Source organism: Pseudomonas sp. MB-090624 (assembly GCF_003205245.1).
Taxonomy (GTDB): Bacteria; Pseudomonadota; Gammaproteobacteria; order Pseudomonadales; family Pseudomonadaceae; genus Aquipseudomonas; species Aquipseudomonas juntendi.
This window is the reverse complement of the sequence record NZ_QJRK01000006.1, coordinates 1-15,416: the sequence shown is the minus strand read 5'-3', so window position 1 is coordinate 15,416 and position 15,416 is coordinate 1. Positions and strand designations below refer to the sequence as shown.

Sequence of the window (15,416 nt, the reverse complement as noted above, 5' to 3'; positions counted from 1 at the left end):
AGCCGTAAAGCTTTGATTTCTTTAGGCTTTACGGCTTTTCTGGGTCTTCCTGGGAAGAAAAATTGGTGGAGCCGGGGGGATTTGAACCCCCGTCTAGGCTTTGTTTTTCGCTACTTCCAGCACCGAAGCCGTCATTTTGCTGGCATTTCTCACTGGCCGGCCGTCGCAGCCATTTCGAGGGTACGCTTGATTTCGGGACGATGGCAGTCGTGATAGGACAAACCCGAATTACATGGGCACCTCCTTGAGCGACGTCCCCTGTCCTTGAAAAGATGCGGTAGCAGCCCAGTTGCGGCGTCAAGACGCCCGCCTATGATTACCTGCCACTGGTCCAACCTGGTTCCGTTGGCTATCGCGCCGAAAATCCTGTGCTTGTGGTCTCCCGCGGCGATAAAATCCCTAACATCTTCATTGTCTGCAATTGCGTGGCGAACGTTATTGATCCGCACGCCTGTGAAGTTAACCGTTGGGTCGGGAAGGAACGCTATCTTGCTCTCCACCTTTGGTGTTACATCATAAAGTTCGTAATTGGGAGACTGCCATATTGCATGCGCTTCAGCTTCTGCAAACACTCCCGGCCATTCCCATATCTGCCAGCCTAGAATCTGCTCTCCACCGTGCATTTCAACCATCCTGGCGACGTTCGAAAAGCACTCATTTGGCAGTGCTCTTTCATTAGCTCGAACTTGTATGTAAATAATATTTGAACTTTTGTTCAAAGAGCGCGCGAATTCAAGCGCATCGCTATCAAGATTCTTTGGAGTTGTGAGCACGTTTTTCATTTATATAATTCATCCTTGAGCGGAGCTTGTGATTTTAGCCACCTCAACGGACGCCCACAATGACTCCGCTTTTCCTCCCGCATCTGCATCTGCCGATGGCATCCACCGACCATAGACTCGCGCGATCATTGTCCAGTCGCTGTGCCCCATTTGCTTTGCCACCCACATCGGGTGCTCACCTGCTGACAGCATCATCGACGCGTAGGTATGCCGAGTCTGGTAGGGGCGCCGGTACCGGACGCCGGCTTTCTTCATTGCCGGATGCCACATGGTTTTCCGGATCGGTTGATCTCCTGCCCAGCGCTCAAGCGTCCGCGGGTTCTGGAAGACCTCGGCATCAGCCAGGAACGTGTGCGCCTTCTGCGCCGTGAGGGCTTCGAGAGCAGGGCGGAGAAGCTTCACCGAGCGCCGGCCGGCGGCCGTCTTGGTGACCTCGGCCTCTCCACCTGCGGCCTGGGTCATTGCCCTGCTGATCATCACTTCACCCCGGACCCAGTCCACGTCCCCCCATTCGAGCGCCACCAGCTCGCTGGTGCGCAGACCTGTCCACAGCGCGAACTGCACCATGTTGCGCGCCTGGCCGGTCAGCGCAGCCAGGATCGCTTGCTGTTCTTCGGGTGAGAAGGGGTCCACATCATCATCCCGCGGTGGCGCCTCCTTACGGGCATACGTCCAGCCGGCCAATGGGTTCATGTCCAGCAGCTCCTCGTCGACAGCGTCGTTAAGCGCAGAGCGCAGGCAACTCTGGATGTTGCTCAGCGTTTTGTTACTGACCTCAAGGCCATCGAGCCAGTCCCGCACCATCTTGCGCTTGAAGTCCACGACCAGGTGGTGCCCGAGCGAAGGAACAAGCCTCAGTTCGACGATCTTTCGATATCCTTCGAACGTGCTGCTGGAGACGTGTTTCCTCTTTGCCTCAAGCCATCGCGTGAGGAAGCCGCCAACAGTCTCCCGGCTCGACTCCGGCGCGAACTTGGCCGCGCGTGACGATCCTGGGAACGTGACGGCATAGTCAAACGTCCCCTGGGCGATGGCGTGCTCGATCGCCGCCTTGTGCTGCTGGGCTTTCTTCAGATTAGTGGCGGTGGGCTTGAGCGCGACGCGCTCGCGGCACCTAACACCCCGGTACATGAACGTGATCTCGATGCTCGAGTCTGAGACTGCCCTGACACCGCTCCCGCCTCTACCCATGTCTCGTATCCTTCCAAGTCAATCAGCGTCCGGCCGTCCGGCGCTTTGATCCAAATTTCACCCAGCCGCCAGATCCCGTCGCGGATCTTTGAGCGGATCGCGTCCTCGGTGTAGCCAGACTCGCTGGCGAACTTTCTGACGGTCATGTAGCGCATTGATCTACTCCACCTGACGCGCCAGGTTTTGGTTGTCACGCTGACCTGTCACAACAGCCGTTGCCAGTGCCGCCAGCTCAGCTACCAATGCGTCCGTGCGTCCGTAGAATTTGCCGGTGTCCTCGTTCACGAACCGCTCGAGCACGGTGGCCACAGCGTGCTGGTTGGCCAGGCCGCGCAAATCGGCGCTGGGCACGGCCGTATCGGTCGACGGAGCGTGGACGAAAGCCTCTTGGCTGATCAGCAAGGTGCGCACCGGCCTGATGCCCTTGCACTTGCTCACCCAGTTCGTATCGGGCACGCACCAGGGCAGCATGTGCAGGCACCAGGCGGTCGCTGCGTTCGACTTTTGGCTGCTGCTCCAGTACTCGCTCAGACTGAATGCCTGGACAGCACCCCTGACTGTATACGACCCGTCGTGACCCCAATCTGGGAACTGCAAGAGATTGCAGCGCAGCACCTGCAGCTCCTCGATCGACGGGATGTGCCAGCCCCAGGTGCCACGGATGTTCATGCCCAGCACCTTGCGGGCGATAGCGCTGCCCTCGGCGGCCATGGCCTGGGTGTTCGCCAAGCCGTCGAAACGCGACGTGGCACCCCGGATGCGTGGGCGTGGGCCTTCCTCCTGCCACCAATGGGCAGCCACTTCGAACTCCCGGCCTGCGTCGATGACTGCGTGCTCAGCACCATCGAAGAAGAGACGGCCGGCGAAGAAGCCGCCGCCCAGGGGCTGGCCGATGGCGGGGAGGGCGGCGGGATTGATTGATCGGCGCTTGATCATTGGAAACCTCCTGAAACTATACTGGCGGCTCTGGGCTGGAGGATTATTGACAGGCGAGTATTTGGCTTATAAACCTTGAAAGGCATGAAGTTAATGCTCAGAACACTTCTAGGGATGGGGGAGCTATGAAGAATCGAGGTGCTAGGTTTTGGGAATGGGCAGACCATCAACTTCACCACCGTAGCCATGACGAGAAACTCAGCGATGGCACCACGATTGATGTTCAGAGCCGCCTCTCTCGTACCGGTGTGGCTCAACTCTTTATCGGTGTATATCGCGTTGACGGGCTGCTCCTTCTTGAGGAGTACTACCCGAGCAGGCCGGGCGAGACCATTAGCAAAGCGCTCACCTGGGGCACTGATCGGGCCCGCCTGTTCGCAACGGGCGGCAATTTGGCTGTTGCCGACGACGGGGCCGCGTAGGAACCTAGGCCGTCCGTGTCCAAGTTGTGAGTCGAAGTGATCGGCCAGCACACGGCGCCCATCCAGGCCACAAGCGGCAGACAGGTCGAGCACTTGGCCAAAGGTGGTTTGGCGCTGCTGCAGGGCATCCCACAGCAGCAGAAGCAGGCCGGCCTGGGTCATGGCTGCTGCTCCTGCACCACCTGCTGCTGCATGGCATTGAACCCGGCCAGGAAGATCAGGTAGTCACCATGTGTGCGTTCATCAACGAAACCGTTGCGGCCCTTCTGCAGCTCCGTTTCGCTGGCGCCAATAGGGTTGGCGGCGATGAATAGGTCGCGAGGATCTACCGGTGCAACTGCAGGACGAGGATCAGCCAGGCGGCGCTGGTGGATCTCTTCGCGATCGACGACCACTCCACCCGGCGCAATGATGCCGAGGCGAACTTGGGAGCCATTCACGCCGGCCACGGTCACGCGAATGTTGCCGCCGATGACGATTGCCTTGCCGATATTGCGACTGAGCATGAGCATTTCGTGAATCTCCTTATTTCAGGCGAGACAGAGCCCGCCGAGTAACTTGGCTTTCGAGTGAAGTTGCGGTGTTACTGGGCGGAAGTTGCGCCCGATATCTCAGTGAAGTTGCAGTGCTTGCTGCCCATCCTTTTCAAGCTGGATGATCTTCCCCTCAATGACCGGCTTCTTTAGCTGCCACCGGCGCATTGTCTTTCCGGCGAGACTCGCTAGGCCCTTCTCCTGCTTGAACTCAGCCACCAGCATGTGACGTTGCTGCTCGATCGATAGCGAACGGTCCTGGAGTTCGCGGGCCATCCTGTTGAACGCCTCGATGAACGCTTCTTTCCAGGCGGCAGCCTTTTCCCCTGTGAAACCCATGACAACGAACATGAATCCATCCTTTGTCATGTTGAACATGCGCTGAACCTTTCCCTGTTCGTCGATGTAAGAGGTCTCCTCAAAATTGAGGAGACGAAAATTCGCAGAACATTTGACGTTGTCGATCGCGCGCAGCACGTTGTCGTGACGCTTGCCGAACCGCTTGGCCACCCTCACCGAGTCGGTGGTCGGCTCGTCGCCGCCACAGGTCACAAGCTCGCCATAGTCGACCTCGGTCAAAATCAAATCAGTCATCCAGGCTCCCCTCGATTGGATTCATCCTCGCAAGTCCATTCGCTGGCTGGTTGGTCACCGCGCAGGGCTCTCGCTGGAAAGCCCTCGACGCTGACCTGGCCATGTCAGCAGTACCCGTCAGCCTGGCGGGCTTCGAGGATCTGGCGCACCTGGTCCTTGTCGAACACCAGCGCCGTTTGGAACCCGCTGGAGGCAGTACGCGCCCGCTTCGGCTCGTAGCCCAGTCGCATCACGTAGCGACGTGCTGCGCTGCGGTCCATCTTCAGGAGATCGGCCAGTTCTTTGAGGGTGGTCATCTTCCCTTGAGCTGGAGCGAGGGCTGGGCCTGCTGCCGCCTGGCTCGATTCCGAGCTGATACCGATAGTCACGCTGATCATGGAGTGCTCTCGCTTGTGAGTTTCGTGGTTAGGCTACTGCCACCTGCTGCTCAACCCGCCGCGCCGCAACGCGGAGCTCGACCCGGCGCTCGCCGCCGTTTCCACCTCGGCGGATGCGCATTGCCACGTCATCGCCGATCATCGAGTGAAGGGTCAGCACCAGCGCCAGGGCTGTGGCCATCGGGCTAATCAGACCCTTCTGCATGGCTACGGCAACCAGCTGTGCCCGCCGGGTGACGCCGAGTTTCGTGGTCGCGCTGAGCACCCGCTTTTTGATCGAGTCGGGCTGAACACCGAGCTCGCGCGCCAGTTCCTTCGAGGTCTGACCTGCAGCAATACCCAGCACGCACTGGACTTCACGAGGGGAAAGCTCACGCCCCAGGAAGCCGGTCCAGCCATTGGCGGTTATGGTGGTTGCTGCGGTCATGGTGGTGCTCCGTGCTGTGTGTTGGTGTCAGTAAAATTAGCTGTGCTTTATTTTTATGTCAACAGCGCAGCTAATTTATTTTCTGATGGGTGCAAAAAACCCGCCGGATGGCGGGTTCGTGATGAGGTGATCTGCCTAGATCCTGCTGAGAATCTTGCTTGGTGCCAATATGTTCCCGACGTAGTGGATTTTGTCTATGTCTGACCAGTCTATGGTTCGGCGTTCGTATGCCGAGTTCACGGACATCACACTGACTCCATCCTCGCTTTCGAAGAGAAGCTCCTTGACCATGCTCTGCCCGTCGGAAGTGGTCACCATCACATACTCCCCTGGAACGAGCCGATGATTAGGCTCGCACACCGCGACCCACCCACTACGAATAGCTGGGGCCATTGAATCGCCCTTCAGTCGCAACGCATAGGCATCCTCATCCCTAGACCAAGTTTCTACCCATCCGTCTGAGTTATCCAAGCCAACCCAATAGCCATCATTCCCAAGCTGGGCGGTACCCACGATTTCGATCCTTCGAGGTGCGGTTGTGATTGGAGGGCCTGGCTCCACGTTGCCAGCTTGAATGGACGGGTAGGTGAGATGCTGAACACTCTGGGCGAGCCTGGGGCTAACATCTTCTGGCGCGAAATCCAAAGCTTTGGATAGCCGCATGAGAGCATCCAGATTCAGAGCAAGCTTACCAGTCATATATTGGTTAACAGTGCTCTGTGGGGATTTCCACTCACACCGCTCCCCGATCTCTGTCTGAGTAAGAGCGATCCCTCTGCTGCGGGCCTCTGATTTTCGCTTGTTGTAGATGTCCTTGAGCCTTGCGCTCTCGGCAATCTCTTCAGGCGTAAGTGGGCGTCTGTGTCTGGTTATCATGTGCGAACCCTATTAGCAGAGCTTATATCTTGCAACCAGCCTTGCTAATCAATGCTTGCGGCGAAAATAAAGCGTGGCTAATATTTGGATGAGTTCCTGATCGAGAAGTCATCATGAAAGAAATTAAGCTGGCTGACTTCCTTCGGTGCAAAGGCACCCAGCCGCAGCTCGCCAAGGCCGTTGGCGTTACCCAAAGCGCGATTTCGCAGATGGCTAAATCGTCTCGCGATATTCGTGTCCGCGTTTTCGAGGATGGACGCATTGAGGTCATTGAGTTCCGGATCCTCAACCGTTGTGCAGCTGCCGGCAATGAGGCTCCGCCGACCTTGACGCAAACGATACCCCCAACCTCCAATCTGCGCAGCTCCACTGGGGTGGCTGTTCACCCATCCAGTACCGCGCAGGCCTCCCCATGAAGGCCTCTCAATCCCTCTTTTTGCTGAGCGGTTGACCTTTTCGACCGCCCACAAAAAAGCCCAGCCTTAGCTGAGCTTCTTAGTCGGCACCCGCGCCAACGGGTGTCTTGGTATCACTTTGCTTCGAGAAAACCAAAATGAAATCAGAAAATACCACCACGCCATCACCGGCGCAACCCATCCTCACCGTCGAGACCGGCTTCTTGGATACGCCGATCGATAATCGGGGTGTGCATCTGCTCACCGTTGCGGCTGGCACGAACGCTGAAGACGCACTGCGGGCAGCTCGCACGCTTTCATCAGGAATGAGTCAGCTCTGCCGGCACCTGCACGACAGCTTGAACATGGGCGAGCTGTGCTACTGCGATGGCGCGGCGACTCTCGCGTTTCTGGGCGAGACCGTGAGCGCGCTGATCTGGTCGGTAGAGAAGAGCGTTGCCCGCGCAGCTGCCGGTGGGGGTGAGCAATGACTAATCAGCCCACAACGATAGCCCATCCTTTCGCTTCCAGTGGCGCCAGCGAAGTCTTTGAGGCAGTGGCGGGTGTGCCACTTCACGAATCCTTGGATGCAGCCACTGATCGCTTGGAAGCGGTTCTTGCTGGTCTCCGCGACTTGATGACTGAACCGACCGTTTCCAACCAAGCCACCTTGATTTACTTCGCCGCCGACGCAGCGCTCGCCTTGGTGTACAGCGCCCATGCCGGTGTCGCTCCCGAGCAGGGAGGTGCTGCATGAACGCAGACCAACTTCAGACCATCGCCCAGGACGCTACCTTCCAGGTCCAGTGCGCCATGTGCCAGATCGACTGGCTGCGCAGCGTCCTGCACGTGCTTGAGGACCGCCTCAATACGTCCGGCGATAAGCACGGCGCCAATTTGGCGAATCTGGCTATTTATAACGCCGATGACTGGCATAACGCGCTGGATGATCAGCGGGGGACCCTGGAGAAGCGCATCGACCAAGCAACCGCCGCGCCACAAAACCCTGCTGTTGCAAAACGTGGCGCGGGAGGTTCGGCATGAACCAGGTCACCATCCACAACACCCAACTGCCCATCGTCGAGTACCGCGGCCAGCGGGTTGCGTCCACCCAGATGATTGATCAGGTGCATGAGCGCCCCGATGGCACGACTCGTCGCAACTTTAATGAGAACCGTGGCCGCTTCGTTGAGGGGGAGGATTACTTCAAAGTTAGTGCCGAAGAAATCCGTACGCACAAAATCATGCCTATCTCCAACAGGGCGCATGAGGATTTCACCCTGTTCACGGAGCAGGGTTACTTGATGATCGTCAAGTCGCTGACCGACGACCTGGCCTGGACAGTCCAGCGCCAGCTGGTCAACAACTACTTCCGGCCGGCGCCAGCGCTGCCCACCGACTACATCATGGCCCTGGAGCACCTGCTGGCTTCTAAGCGTTCAGAGCAGCTGGCGCTCGAGCAACGTGACCTCGCGATCGCGACCAAGGCGGAGATCGGCAACCGGCGCGAAGCCACGGCCATGGCCACGGCCTCCGCAGCGGTGCGCAAGGTCAAGCACCTGGAAAACGAGCTGGGCCGAGGCTGTCAGCACGCGACCGTGACGGCGGTGGAGAAGGCCGCCCACCGGAGTTTCGGCAGCCAGGGTTTCCGCCCGCTCAAGAACTGGTGCGACAGCCACGGAGTGTCCGCCCCGAAAGTCCAAGACCCTCGATTCGGCTGGGTTCGCTCCTGGCCTGCTGCCGCCTGGACGGCTGTTTACCAAATTGACCTGGCCGAACTGTTCGGCGCCGCAGGAGACCACGAATGAAAGCCAAGCCTACCCATGCGCAACTCATGACCTTGATCGCCGAGGCGGCTGTAGAGTTCCAGCAGGCCGAGATTCTGTGCAACTCCCTGAAGCGCGAGCTGAGCGCGATGTATGCGACCTACTTCAGGGCTCACGGTCGCCCAGGCAATGGCGAGCGCACCCGTTTCGACTTCGAAGACCCGGCGTATCGCGGTGTGGTCCAGTTCACCGAGGGGGCGTACAGCCGCTGGTTTGACCAGCGTGCTCTCACAACGAAACTCAAGCGCAAGCTGCGCAACCTGGTTGAGCGCCTGGAGCGTGCCCAATGAGCAAGGTGATCAACAAGGCCTACTTCGAGAGCTTCTCCAATGCGGCTCTGATGTTGCTGTCCTTCGAGGCCGTCATGGACGCAATCGAGGTGGTCAGCGATGGCGCCAAGATCCGCGAGTTTGACGAAACCTATGTCGGCCTGGTCGGCGCCAGCTTGGCGTTGAGCGTGCTGTTCGAGCGACAGACCGGCAGTGATGCTTCGGTCGTCTCGGGAGAGCACCTCGAGCAGGAGCGTCGGCATCTGCTGGAGGGTGGTGAGCCGCCAACCTTCAGCATTCCGATCGTCAACACTCTGCGCGAGCCACTGCGGCCCGAGGTTTTCGACCATCTGACCACTCTGCAGCTCGCCAGCGCGTCGTTCAACTATGCCGACAAGGTGTTCGAGACGATCAGCAACCACTCGCCCCAGGCGCTTGAAATGGCCGAGGCGCGGGTTTCTTCGCTGGATGCGGTGACAGCACTGCGTTCGCTCGTTCTGCGCCTTTCTGGTGGCTCGCTGACTGACCTTGCCCAGCACGTTGCCAAGATCACGGGCGCTGGTTCGGAGACTCTCCAATGACCAGACCGTCTACCCCCCCCCAGGCGCTCCAGCAGCTCGTTGGCGCGACGATCATCACCGGCCCCTGGCCGACCTACAGCCAATTCAAGGGGTTTGCAGAGCGCGAGCGCTGGACGCTTTACGAACTGGCCAAGGCCGGGCGCCAGGCCATGGAAGACAAGGGCTTCGAGATGGCCGAGAGCTACGACGCCTTCGTGCGCCGTATCTGCACTGAGTTGGACCTCTGAGCCATGCATTACTACAAGTTCAACATCAAGGATTGGACGCGGGATACCGCGCACCTCTCTGTGGAAGAGGAGGGCGTCTACCGGCGCCTTCTCGACCACTACTACGAGAGCGAAAAGCCGATCCCACAAGAAACCAAGTCGGTTATTCGTCGGTTGCGATTAGCGGGCCACGAAGAATCGGTCGGGGTGATTTTGGGGGAGTTTTTCACCTTGGAATCTGACGGGTATCACCATCATCGGTGTGACGAAGAGATCGCGAAGTACCACGCGAAAGCGACTGCAAATCGTGAGAACGGAAGCCGTGGCGGGAGGCCAAAGAAACCCACTGAAAACCCAAGTGGTTCCCAAGACGAACCCGACCATAACCTTAACCAAGAACCACTAACCATTAACCAAGAACCAGAAGATCAAGAGCAGTGCGCCGCTGGCGCGCCGCCTGGTCAGGTTGAGCCAAAGCAGGATGGTCGAAAGCGCGGTACTCGCCTGCCTGATGACTGGGAGCTATCTCCGGAGCTGGCCGCATGGGCCAGGTCTGCGCGACCTGAACTGGACGATCGCATGATCAAGGCGATGGCCGATTCATTCCGGGACTTCTGGATCTCCAAGACGGGCAAGGACGCCACGAAGCTCAACTGGGCTGCAACTTGGCGCAACTGGGTGCGTAACCAGAGGGTCGGCGGCAACCAGCGAGCTAGCCCAGGGCCAGGCCAATCGCATCACACCGACCTCGACAAAATTGACCACACCGAAGGCCTAGTTCGCCAGCCCAACGGTACTTACCGGGTAGCAAGATCATGACCACTCCAAAAACCCTGGAATTCAAACCTGGCCAGTGCCGAGTGCACGGCGATTTCACAGACGAGCTGATCGAGTCGTTCTCGGGCGATCACTTCTGGCAAGGCTGCACCCGCTGCCAGTTCGACGCGCTGCATTCTGCCGACGAAGCGGTTCGCAAGCAGGCCCAGGCCATCCGGCATGACTGGGCTATGAACGCGAGCCTGATGGCATCGGATACCCCGCTGCGCTTCCGTGGTGCCACCCTGGACACGTACCGTACCGACACCGAAGGACAGGCGGTGGCGCTGACTGAGTGCCGCGACTACGTGGATGGGTTTGAGCGCAACTGGGAGCTTGGCCGCTCGATGATGCTGCTGGGGGACGTGGGTACCGGGAAGACGCACTTGGGCTGCGCTGTCGCCCAGCAGGTGGTCCGCAGCTACGGCGCGTCTGCGCGTTACACCATGGCAATCGAGATCATCCGCGACATCAAGATGACTTTCGACAAGAAGTCCGAGCAGACGGAGCGCGATGTATATGTCGGCCTGCTGGCGCCTGATCTGCTGGTGATCGATGAGGTTGGCGTCCAGCACGGCAGCGACTTCGAGCGGCAGGTGCTGTTCGAGGTGATCGACTCGCGGTACCGAAATCTCATGCCGACCATCGTGATTTCCAACTTGGGCCTGGCCGGCCTCCGCAAGTGCTTGGGCGACCGCGCTGTTGATCGCCTGACCGATGCTGGTGGGCCTGCTGTCCTGTTCACCTGGGCCTCGGCGCGAGGTGAAGCATGAGCAACGAACTGGTAATGGGCTACCCAGAGGCCGAGCACGGCGTGCTGGGGGCAATCATGCTGGCGTCTCTCGATGGCAATGCCTCGCTGGTGGATGACATCGTGAGCCAGATGGCCAGTGGCGACTTCCTCTACGACGACCACGCGGCTCTGTTCGATGTGATCCGTGATTGCCTGGATCGCGGGTTGCCGGTCGATGCGGTAACGGTCGGGGATGTGCAGCGCACTCTGCCAAGCGGGCAGAGCACCCTGGCCTTCGCGGCCGACCTCTGTCGGAACGTGCCTTCTGTGGCCAACGTCATGGCCTACGCCAAGCAGGTCAAGCAGTGGGCGGTGATCCGCCAGGTGGTCGACCTTGGACATTCTGCGAAGGCTGCCGTTGCAAGCGGCCTGGTGCCGGACGAGATCATTGCCCAGGCCCAGCAGTCCATCGCTGACTTGCGTGACCTCCAAGGCTCCGAGAAGGCCGGGTACAAGCGCATGGCCGAGGTGCTGCCCAAGGTCTTTGACGGCATGCAGGAAGTGCTGGACGACCGAGCACCACCGAAGCTGTCGACCGGCCTGACTGACCTGGACAAGCTGATCGGCTTCCTGCGCCCCAAGAGCATGGTGGTGATTGCCGGGCGCCCAGGGAGCGGCAAGACCATGCTGGGGCTCCAGATCGTCAACCACGTAGCCATCCGCGGCGCCGGAGTGGGCCTGATCTTCAGTCTGGAGATGGACGAGAAGGAACTCACTGTTCGCACCATCGCCTCTCAGGGCGGCGTAGACCTGCGCCGCATGGAGGAGGTCAAGAGCCTCGACGAGGACGAATGGCAGCGCATCGGGACCGCCGGCAGCAAGATCGAGGCTGCCCAGCTGTACCTGAACGACACCCCGGGCATGACCATGAGCGCGATCCGTTCGGACGCTCGCAGACTCCAGCGCGAAAAGGGCCTCGACATCCTGATGATCGACTACCTGGGCCTGGTGGGCGCGGAGGGCAAGAACCAGAGCCGCACCGATGCCGTGGCCAAGATTTCGATTGCCCTGAAGAACCTGGCCAAGGAGTTGAGCGTGCCGGTGCTGGTGCTGGCGCAGCTCAACCGGAACCCAGCGAGTCGCCCAGGCAAGAAGCCCCAGGCCAGCGACCTGCGCGACTCCGGCCAGATCGAGCAGGACGCCGATGCGGTGATCCTGGTCCACCACGACCCGGAGTCGGAAGCGGGCGAGCAGGGCGTTACCGAGCTGATCCTCGACAAGGGGCGCCAGGCCCCGCAGGGCTCATGCCTGGTACAGCGCCAAGGGCAGTACGCCCGATTTGTCAATTTTGCCGGCAACCGACTACCACCTGACGATGAAGTCGAGATGGCCCGCGTTCTGAATTTCTCCAAACACCGCAAGGGGAGCAAGCATCGTGAAACTTTCTGATCTGTGGCCGCGCGCTGGCGCTGGCAAACCTGCAACTCCGGTCCTCTCGGTAACCGTCACCAAGCGTGCTGGCGCTGAGCAGCCTGTTGCCACTGGCAATACCCCGCAACTCGCAGAAGCTCACCCACGCCTGGTGGGGCCCCGCGAGTTGCCGGAAACCCTTGAGGCCTGCGAGGCCCTGCACGAGCAGCTGGTGAGTGACGCAATCCGCCTGGAGCTGGCGCTGAGCCAGGCACAAGAGGGCGCTGTTCAGGGGCGCCCATACGACCGCAGCTGGTACAACCGGGCCAAGGCCGCGCTCAAGCACATCAACCATGACCGCACCCGCCTGCTGTACCGGTGCGGCCAGTTGCGCAAGGAGGCCAAGGCGCACACCCAGCAGCACATGGATCGGGTCATCCTCGACGTTATCAAGGAGGCAATGCCGGCTGACCAATTCCTGGGCTTTGTTCGAATTGCTGAGGCCCGCATGGCCCAAGGAGCCACTCGATGAGCAACGTTACTGCAGCGCTGCCGCGCCGAATGCTGGCTGACTTCGAACCGATGGTTTACCAGGGTGTAATGGCAGCGATCGTCAGGGTGCTGGCCGCAGACAGCACCAGCAACGCGACCCGGCAGAGTTGGCAGAAGTTGATTGACTCTGGTCCTCGAACCGGTGGGTTTCGAGCCTTGCTGTCGGCTCGCGATCAGTTCGACTATGACTGCATCTTGCATGCCCTGCTGCACCGAGAGCTCAGCCCTAAGCACTGGGATGTGTTGGTGGGCAAGTTCTCGACGCACAAGGCCAACCGTGTCAGTGCGATCGCCCGCAGCATTCCCCGGATCAGTTCGCCGGCACCGGCCCTGTTCATCTACAAGGCCACCACCGTGTGGTTCATCCCGAAGATGAAGGGCAAGCATGGTAAGCGCTCCTCCGATGTTGCGGTTTTGCCTGATGAGTTTTACGACATGAACACCTGGGATGTGGACGCGCGGCCAGACTCAACCCGCACCCGATGGCGCCGGGGTATTCACAAATGCCTTGAGGAGCTGGAGGAGGGCGCTGTCATCCATGTAACCGAGATCTTGGAGAGAGAGCAGCTAATTGATTGAGTCTCTTGACAATGGTGAGCGAATGAGCGAAATTGCCCACCATCCTCAGATCCCTGCGCATAAACGGGATTGAGACACAAAGCCCTGGCCATTAAGCCGGGGCTTTTGCGTTTCAGCGACCCAGTTTCTCCATGGCCGCGTCAGCCAGGAAAGACGACCGACTCTTCACGTTGTGGTCTCGCACATATCGGTCAATCTGCTGGATCACGAACCCCGGCAGGGTAACGTTGACCTTCTCGGTCTTGCCCAGGTACGGCGTAATGTCGATCTCCAGCATGCCCCAGCCCATGTCAGCGAAGTCGGGATTGTCCCGGTGGGCCGCGGCGCTGGTTGGCATCGGGATGGCCTGGCCGTTACTGGCGATCTCTTCCAGCATGATATGGGCGACCTCGACGGCAGAGGTATAGGCCTCCTCGAAGGTGTCGCCCGCGGTAACAGCGCCTGGAATATCGGGGATCTGAATGCCGGTGGCGGTGTTCTCGTCGCCCCACTCGATGCAGATTGGGTATTGCATGTTCGTCTCCTACAGAGGTGCAAAGGGTGAAGCCGGGTTATTTCAACCCGGCTCGTTCCTTGATGCTCTTTACCGTGCCGATCGGTAGATCCTTCTTGGGGTGTGGCACTGGTATCGAGTTTGGGTTGTTGGGGTGTTTGAAGATGTGGTGGCTTCCAGTGACACGTTTTAGAACCCATCCAGCTGCTTCAAGCTCCTTGATCAACTGCCTGCTTTGCACCTCCGTCTCCTTGTGTGGTTGATGTTGAAATTGTACCTCTAGGCGTATAACTCGTAAAGAGAAAAGATGCGCCTAGGGTTATTTTTATGCGGATGACACGCCCAGGCAGCTGGGCTAAGTCGGTAGTGGCGTCGTCTAATCCCGTGCGGACAATGGGCGGCTACGCGATGAGAGTCTGGGGTACGTGACCCAGCGATCCAGACCACGAAGCCGGGAAGCACCGGCCCTCCGCACCCCCGTGAAGTCCAGCCACGAGTTGCCCGCAAATTTCACTGAGCGCAGAATGCAGCTTTGAGTGAAGGAGCGTTCGGCATGGTGTTGCGTGGTATGGCGCAGATGCATTTTGATGACTTGGCCGAGAGGTTCCAAAACTTGGTTCGCACTCTCGGTGGCCCGGAGCCATTGGAGTTCGTTTGGGTTGTGTTCTACCAAGGGCGGGTCTTTGGTGCCTATCCGCTTGCAGAGCAGGCGCTGGTGAAGATTACCGAAATTGAGCACTGCATCAGCATTGATGAAGCCCCTGCCCCGCAAGCGTAAAGCTCTATCTGCGCTGAAGTAGCCCCCCTGAGCGCATAACCTACCGCTCCATGATGACCGCGCCGATGGCGCCTGACGCTATGGAGAGGCTGAGAGATTCCTGTGAGAAATCGAGGCGCTAGTCTTTCACGGTATGGCAATTGCCTAATGCGCCATGGCAATATCGAGATCCGAGCTTTTGCATAGCCGTAGCAGTCTATGTTGGCTAGTTCGGATTATCCGGCCGAAAGGCCGGTTTTTTTTTGAGCCTCGGTGTCTGCCGGGGCTTTCTTCATTCTGGAGGACGCATGGAAAAGCTACAGCTCGACGTAAAGGTTGAGGGCGCCGCTGACTTCCTACGCCCTCTGGCTGAAACAATCAGGTCACTTGAACAGTTTCCCGAGCTGCCGTTGCAGGTCTTTTGTGACCTTGTCGCTCACAGCCTTCATGAGCTTTCCGTAAGTCTCGACAGCGCCGCATTTGCCGCAGGTGACCTTCGAGTTGTCGTTCGGCCTAGCCGGAACCTCGAACTTATCACTGCCGCACTTGGCGCACTTGAGGGTTACCTTCATCGTTTTTCGCTCCGTGAAACGTCTTGTGTGGAAGCTCGACAGTAGTACGGGGCCACCTTTCGCATGTCTAGGGCTCGCCATTCAGGTGG

Annotated in this window: 26 protein-coding genes; 15 read left to right on the top strand and 11 right to left on the bottom strand. The window is 59.2% G+C overall.

Annotation, left to right across the window (positions count from 1 at the left end; translation table 11 throughout):
- Nucleotides 1-149: 149 nt before the first annotated feature.
- The 3 genes from DMX12_RS04590 to DMX12_RS04580 form a co-directional block, all read right to left on the bottom strand.
- Nucleotides 150-782 carry an SEC-C metal-binding domain-containing protein gene (locus tag DMX12_RS04590; protein ID WP_146226813.1) on the bottom strand — a complete coding sequence of 211 codons (633 nt, stop codon included), beginning with the start codon at nucleotides 780-782 and terminating at the stop codon, nucleotides 150-152.
- Between the two features lie 9 nt (nucleotides 783-791).
- On the bottom strand, nucleotides 792-1,973 hold the full coding sequence (locus DMX12_RS04585) for a site-specific integrase (RefSeq protein ID WP_110676538.1): 1,182 nt from the start codon (nucleotides 1,971-1,973) through the stop codon (nucleotides 792-794).
- A 159-nt stretch (nucleotides 1,974-2,132) separates the two neighbouring features.
- Nucleotides 2,133-2,909 carry a hypothetical protein gene (locus tag DMX12_RS04580; protein ID WP_110676537.1) on the bottom strand — a complete coding sequence of 259 codons (777 nt, stop codon included), beginning with the start codon at nucleotides 2,907-2,909 and terminating at the stop codon, nucleotides 2,133-2,135.
- Nucleotides 2,910-3,034: 125 nt separating this feature from the next.
- Between DMX12_RS04580 and DMX12_RS29765 the strand changes: the two genes are divergently transcribed.
- On the top strand, nucleotides 3,035-3,331 hold the full coding sequence (locus DMX12_RS29765; protein WP_080709209.1) for a hypothetical protein: 297 nt from the start codon (nucleotides 3,035-3,037) through the stop codon (nucleotides 3,329-3,331).
- A 158-nt stretch (nucleotides 3,332-3,489) separates the two neighbouring features.
- Here the strand turns inward: DMX12_RS29765 and DMX12_RS04570 are convergent, their stop codons facing one another.
- From DMX12_RS04570 to DMX12_RS04550, 5 genes are all read right to left on the bottom strand, one after another.
- A complete protein-coding gene (locus DMX12_RS04570; RefSeq protein WP_050492198.1) occupies nucleotides 3,490-3,843 on the bottom strand; it encodes a carbon storage regulator in 354 nt (117 codons plus the stop codon).
- A gap of 99 nt (nucleotides 3,844-3,942) precedes the next feature.
- A complete protein-coding gene (locus tag DMX12_RS04565; protein ID WP_110676536.1) occupies nucleotides 3,943-4,458 on the bottom strand; it encodes a Rha family transcriptional regulator in 516 nt (171 codons plus the stop codon).
- Nucleotides 4,459-4,562: 104 nt separating this feature from the next.
- Nucleotides 4,563-4,835, bottom strand: a complete 273-nt coding sequence (locus tag DMX12_RS04560; protein ID WP_029885926.1) for a hypothetical protein — start codon at nucleotides 4,833-4,835, stop codon at nucleotides 4,563-4,565.
- A 28-nt stretch (nucleotides 4,836-4,863) separates the two neighbouring features.
- Complete coding sequence (locus tag DMX12_RS04555) at nucleotides 4,864-5,262, bottom strand: response regulator transcription factor (protein ID WP_029885927.1); 399 nt, start codon at nucleotides 5,260-5,262, stop codon at nucleotides 4,864-4,866.
- A 135-nt stretch (nucleotides 5,263-5,397) separates the two neighbouring features.
- Nucleotides 5,398-5,925, bottom strand: a complete 528-nt coding sequence (locus tag DMX12_RS04550) for a S24 family peptidase (RefSeq protein WP_223809608.1) — start codon at nucleotides 5,923-5,925, stop codon at nucleotides 5,398-5,400.
- A gap of 326 nt (nucleotides 5,926-6,251) precedes the next feature.
- Here DMX12_RS04550 and DMX12_RS04545 point away from each other — a divergent pair, with 326 nt between their 5' ends.
- From DMX12_RS04545 to DMX12_RS04485, 13 genes are all read left to right on the top strand, one after another.
- Nucleotides 6,252-6,554 (top strand): Cro/CI family transcriptional regulator, encoded by a 303-nt coding sequence (locus tag DMX12_RS04545; protein WP_064590906.1) that lies wholly within the window; start codon nucleotides 6,252-6,254, stop codon nucleotides 6,552-6,554.
- A gap of 137 nt (nucleotides 6,555-6,691) precedes the next feature.
- A complete protein-coding gene (locus tag DMX12_RS04540; protein WP_110676535.1) occupies nucleotides 6,692-7,024 on the top strand; it encodes a hypothetical protein in 333 nt (110 codons plus the stop codon).
- Nucleotides 7,021-7,290: a hypothetical protein gene (locus DMX12_RS04535; protein WP_110676533.1), complete on the top strand. Its 270-nt coding sequence runs from the start codon at nucleotides 7,021-7,023 to the stop codon at nucleotides 7,288-7,290. Before DMX12_RS04540 ends, DMX12_RS04535 begins: the two co-directional genes overlap by 4 nt.
- Nucleotides 7,287-7,577 (top strand): hypothetical protein, encoded by a 291-nt coding sequence (locus DMX12_RS04530; RefSeq protein ID WP_110676531.1) that lies wholly within the window; start codon nucleotides 7,287-7,289, stop codon nucleotides 7,575-7,577. The genes DMX12_RS04535 and DMX12_RS04530 overlap by 4 nt, the downstream gene beginning before the upstream one ends.
- Nucleotides 7,574-8,341, top strand: coding sequence for an ORF6N domain-containing protein (locus tag DMX12_RS04525; RefSeq protein WP_110676529.1), 768 nt, complete (start codon nucleotides 7,574-7,576; stop codon nucleotides 8,339-8,341). The genes DMX12_RS04530 and DMX12_RS04525 overlap by 4 nt, the downstream gene beginning before the upstream one ends.
- Entirely contained in the window at nucleotides 8,338-8,649 is a 312-nt protein-coding gene (locus tag DMX12_RS04520) for a hypothetical protein (protein WP_110676527.1), read from the top strand. The genes DMX12_RS04525 and DMX12_RS04520 overlap by 4 nt, the downstream gene beginning before the upstream one ends.
- Nucleotides 8,646-9,209 carry a hypothetical protein gene (locus tag DMX12_RS04515; RefSeq protein ID WP_110676525.1) on the top strand — a complete coding sequence of 188 codons (564 nt, stop codon included), beginning with the start codon at nucleotides 8,646-8,648 and terminating at the stop codon, nucleotides 9,207-9,209. The genes DMX12_RS04520 and DMX12_RS04515 overlap by 4 nt, the downstream gene beginning before the upstream one ends.
- Nucleotides 9,206-9,436: a hypothetical protein gene (locus tag DMX12_RS04510; protein ID WP_110676523.1), complete on the top strand. Its 231-nt coding sequence runs from the start codon at nucleotides 9,206-9,208 to the stop codon at nucleotides 9,434-9,436. Before DMX12_RS04515 ends, DMX12_RS04510 begins: the two co-directional genes overlap by 4 nt.
- 3 nt (nucleotides 9,437-9,439) lie before the next feature.
- On the top strand, nucleotides 9,440-10,234 hold the full coding sequence (locus tag DMX12_RS04505) for a DUF1376 domain-containing protein (RefSeq protein ID WP_110676521.1): 795 nt from the start codon (nucleotides 9,440-9,442) through the stop codon (nucleotides 10,232-10,234).
- On the top strand, nucleotides 10,231-11,004 hold the full coding sequence (locus DMX12_RS04500; protein WP_110676518.1) for an ATP-binding protein: 774 nt from the start codon (nucleotides 10,231-10,233) through the stop codon (nucleotides 11,002-11,004). Before DMX12_RS04505 ends, DMX12_RS04500 begins: the two co-directional genes overlap by 4 nt.
- Nucleotides 11,001-12,413 (top strand): replicative DNA helicase, encoded by a 1,413-nt coding sequence (locus tag DMX12_RS04495; protein ID WP_110676516.1) that lies wholly within the window; start codon nucleotides 11,001-11,003, stop codon nucleotides 12,411-12,413. Before DMX12_RS04500 ends, DMX12_RS04495 begins: the two co-directional genes overlap by 4 nt.
- Nucleotides 12,400-12,906 carry a hypothetical protein gene (locus DMX12_RS04490; protein WP_110676515.1) on the top strand — a complete coding sequence of 169 codons (507 nt, stop codon included), beginning with the start codon at nucleotides 12,400-12,402 and terminating at the stop codon, nucleotides 12,904-12,906. Before DMX12_RS04495 ends, DMX12_RS04490 begins: the two co-directional genes overlap by 14 nt.
- Nucleotides 12,903-13,505 (top strand): hypothetical protein, encoded by a 603-nt coding sequence (locus DMX12_RS04485; RefSeq protein WP_110676513.1) that lies wholly within the window; start codon nucleotides 12,903-12,905, stop codon nucleotides 13,503-13,505. The genes DMX12_RS04490 and DMX12_RS04485 overlap by 4 nt, the downstream gene beginning before the upstream one ends.
- Before the next feature lie 112 nt (nucleotides 13,506-13,617).
- Here the strand turns inward: DMX12_RS04485 and DMX12_RS04480 are convergent, their stop codons facing one another.
- Together DMX12_RS04480 and DMX12_RS04475 are read right to left on the bottom strand one after the other, a co-directional pair.
- Nucleotides 13,618-14,019, bottom strand: a complete 402-nt coding sequence (locus DMX12_RS04480) for a type II toxin-antitoxin system HicB family antitoxin (RefSeq protein ID WP_110676511.1) — start codon at nucleotides 14,017-14,019, stop codon at nucleotides 13,618-13,620.
- Nucleotides 14,020-14,056: 37 nt separating this feature from the next.
- Entirely contained in the window at nucleotides 14,057-14,239 is a 183-nt protein-coding gene (locus tag DMX12_RS04475) for a type II toxin-antitoxin system HicA family toxin (protein ID WP_016715573.1), read from the bottom strand.
- Between the two features lie 312 nt (nucleotides 14,240-14,551).
- Here DMX12_RS04475 and DMX12_RS04470 point away from each other — a divergent pair, with 312 nt between their 5' ends.
- Nucleotides 14,552-14,776, top strand: coding sequence for a hypothetical protein (locus DMX12_RS04470; RefSeq protein ID WP_054913365.1), 225 nt, complete (start codon nucleotides 14,552-14,554; stop codon nucleotides 14,774-14,776).
- Between the two features lie 362 nt (nucleotides 14,777-15,138).
- Here the strand turns inward: DMX12_RS04470 and DMX12_RS04465 are convergent, their stop codons facing one another.
- Nucleotides 15,139-15,327: a hypothetical protein gene (locus DMX12_RS04465; protein ID WP_054913364.1), complete on the bottom strand. Its 189-nt coding sequence runs from the start codon at nucleotides 15,325-15,327 to the stop codon at nucleotides 15,139-15,141.
- Between the last annotated feature and the right edge of the window lie 89 nt (nucleotides 15,328-15,416).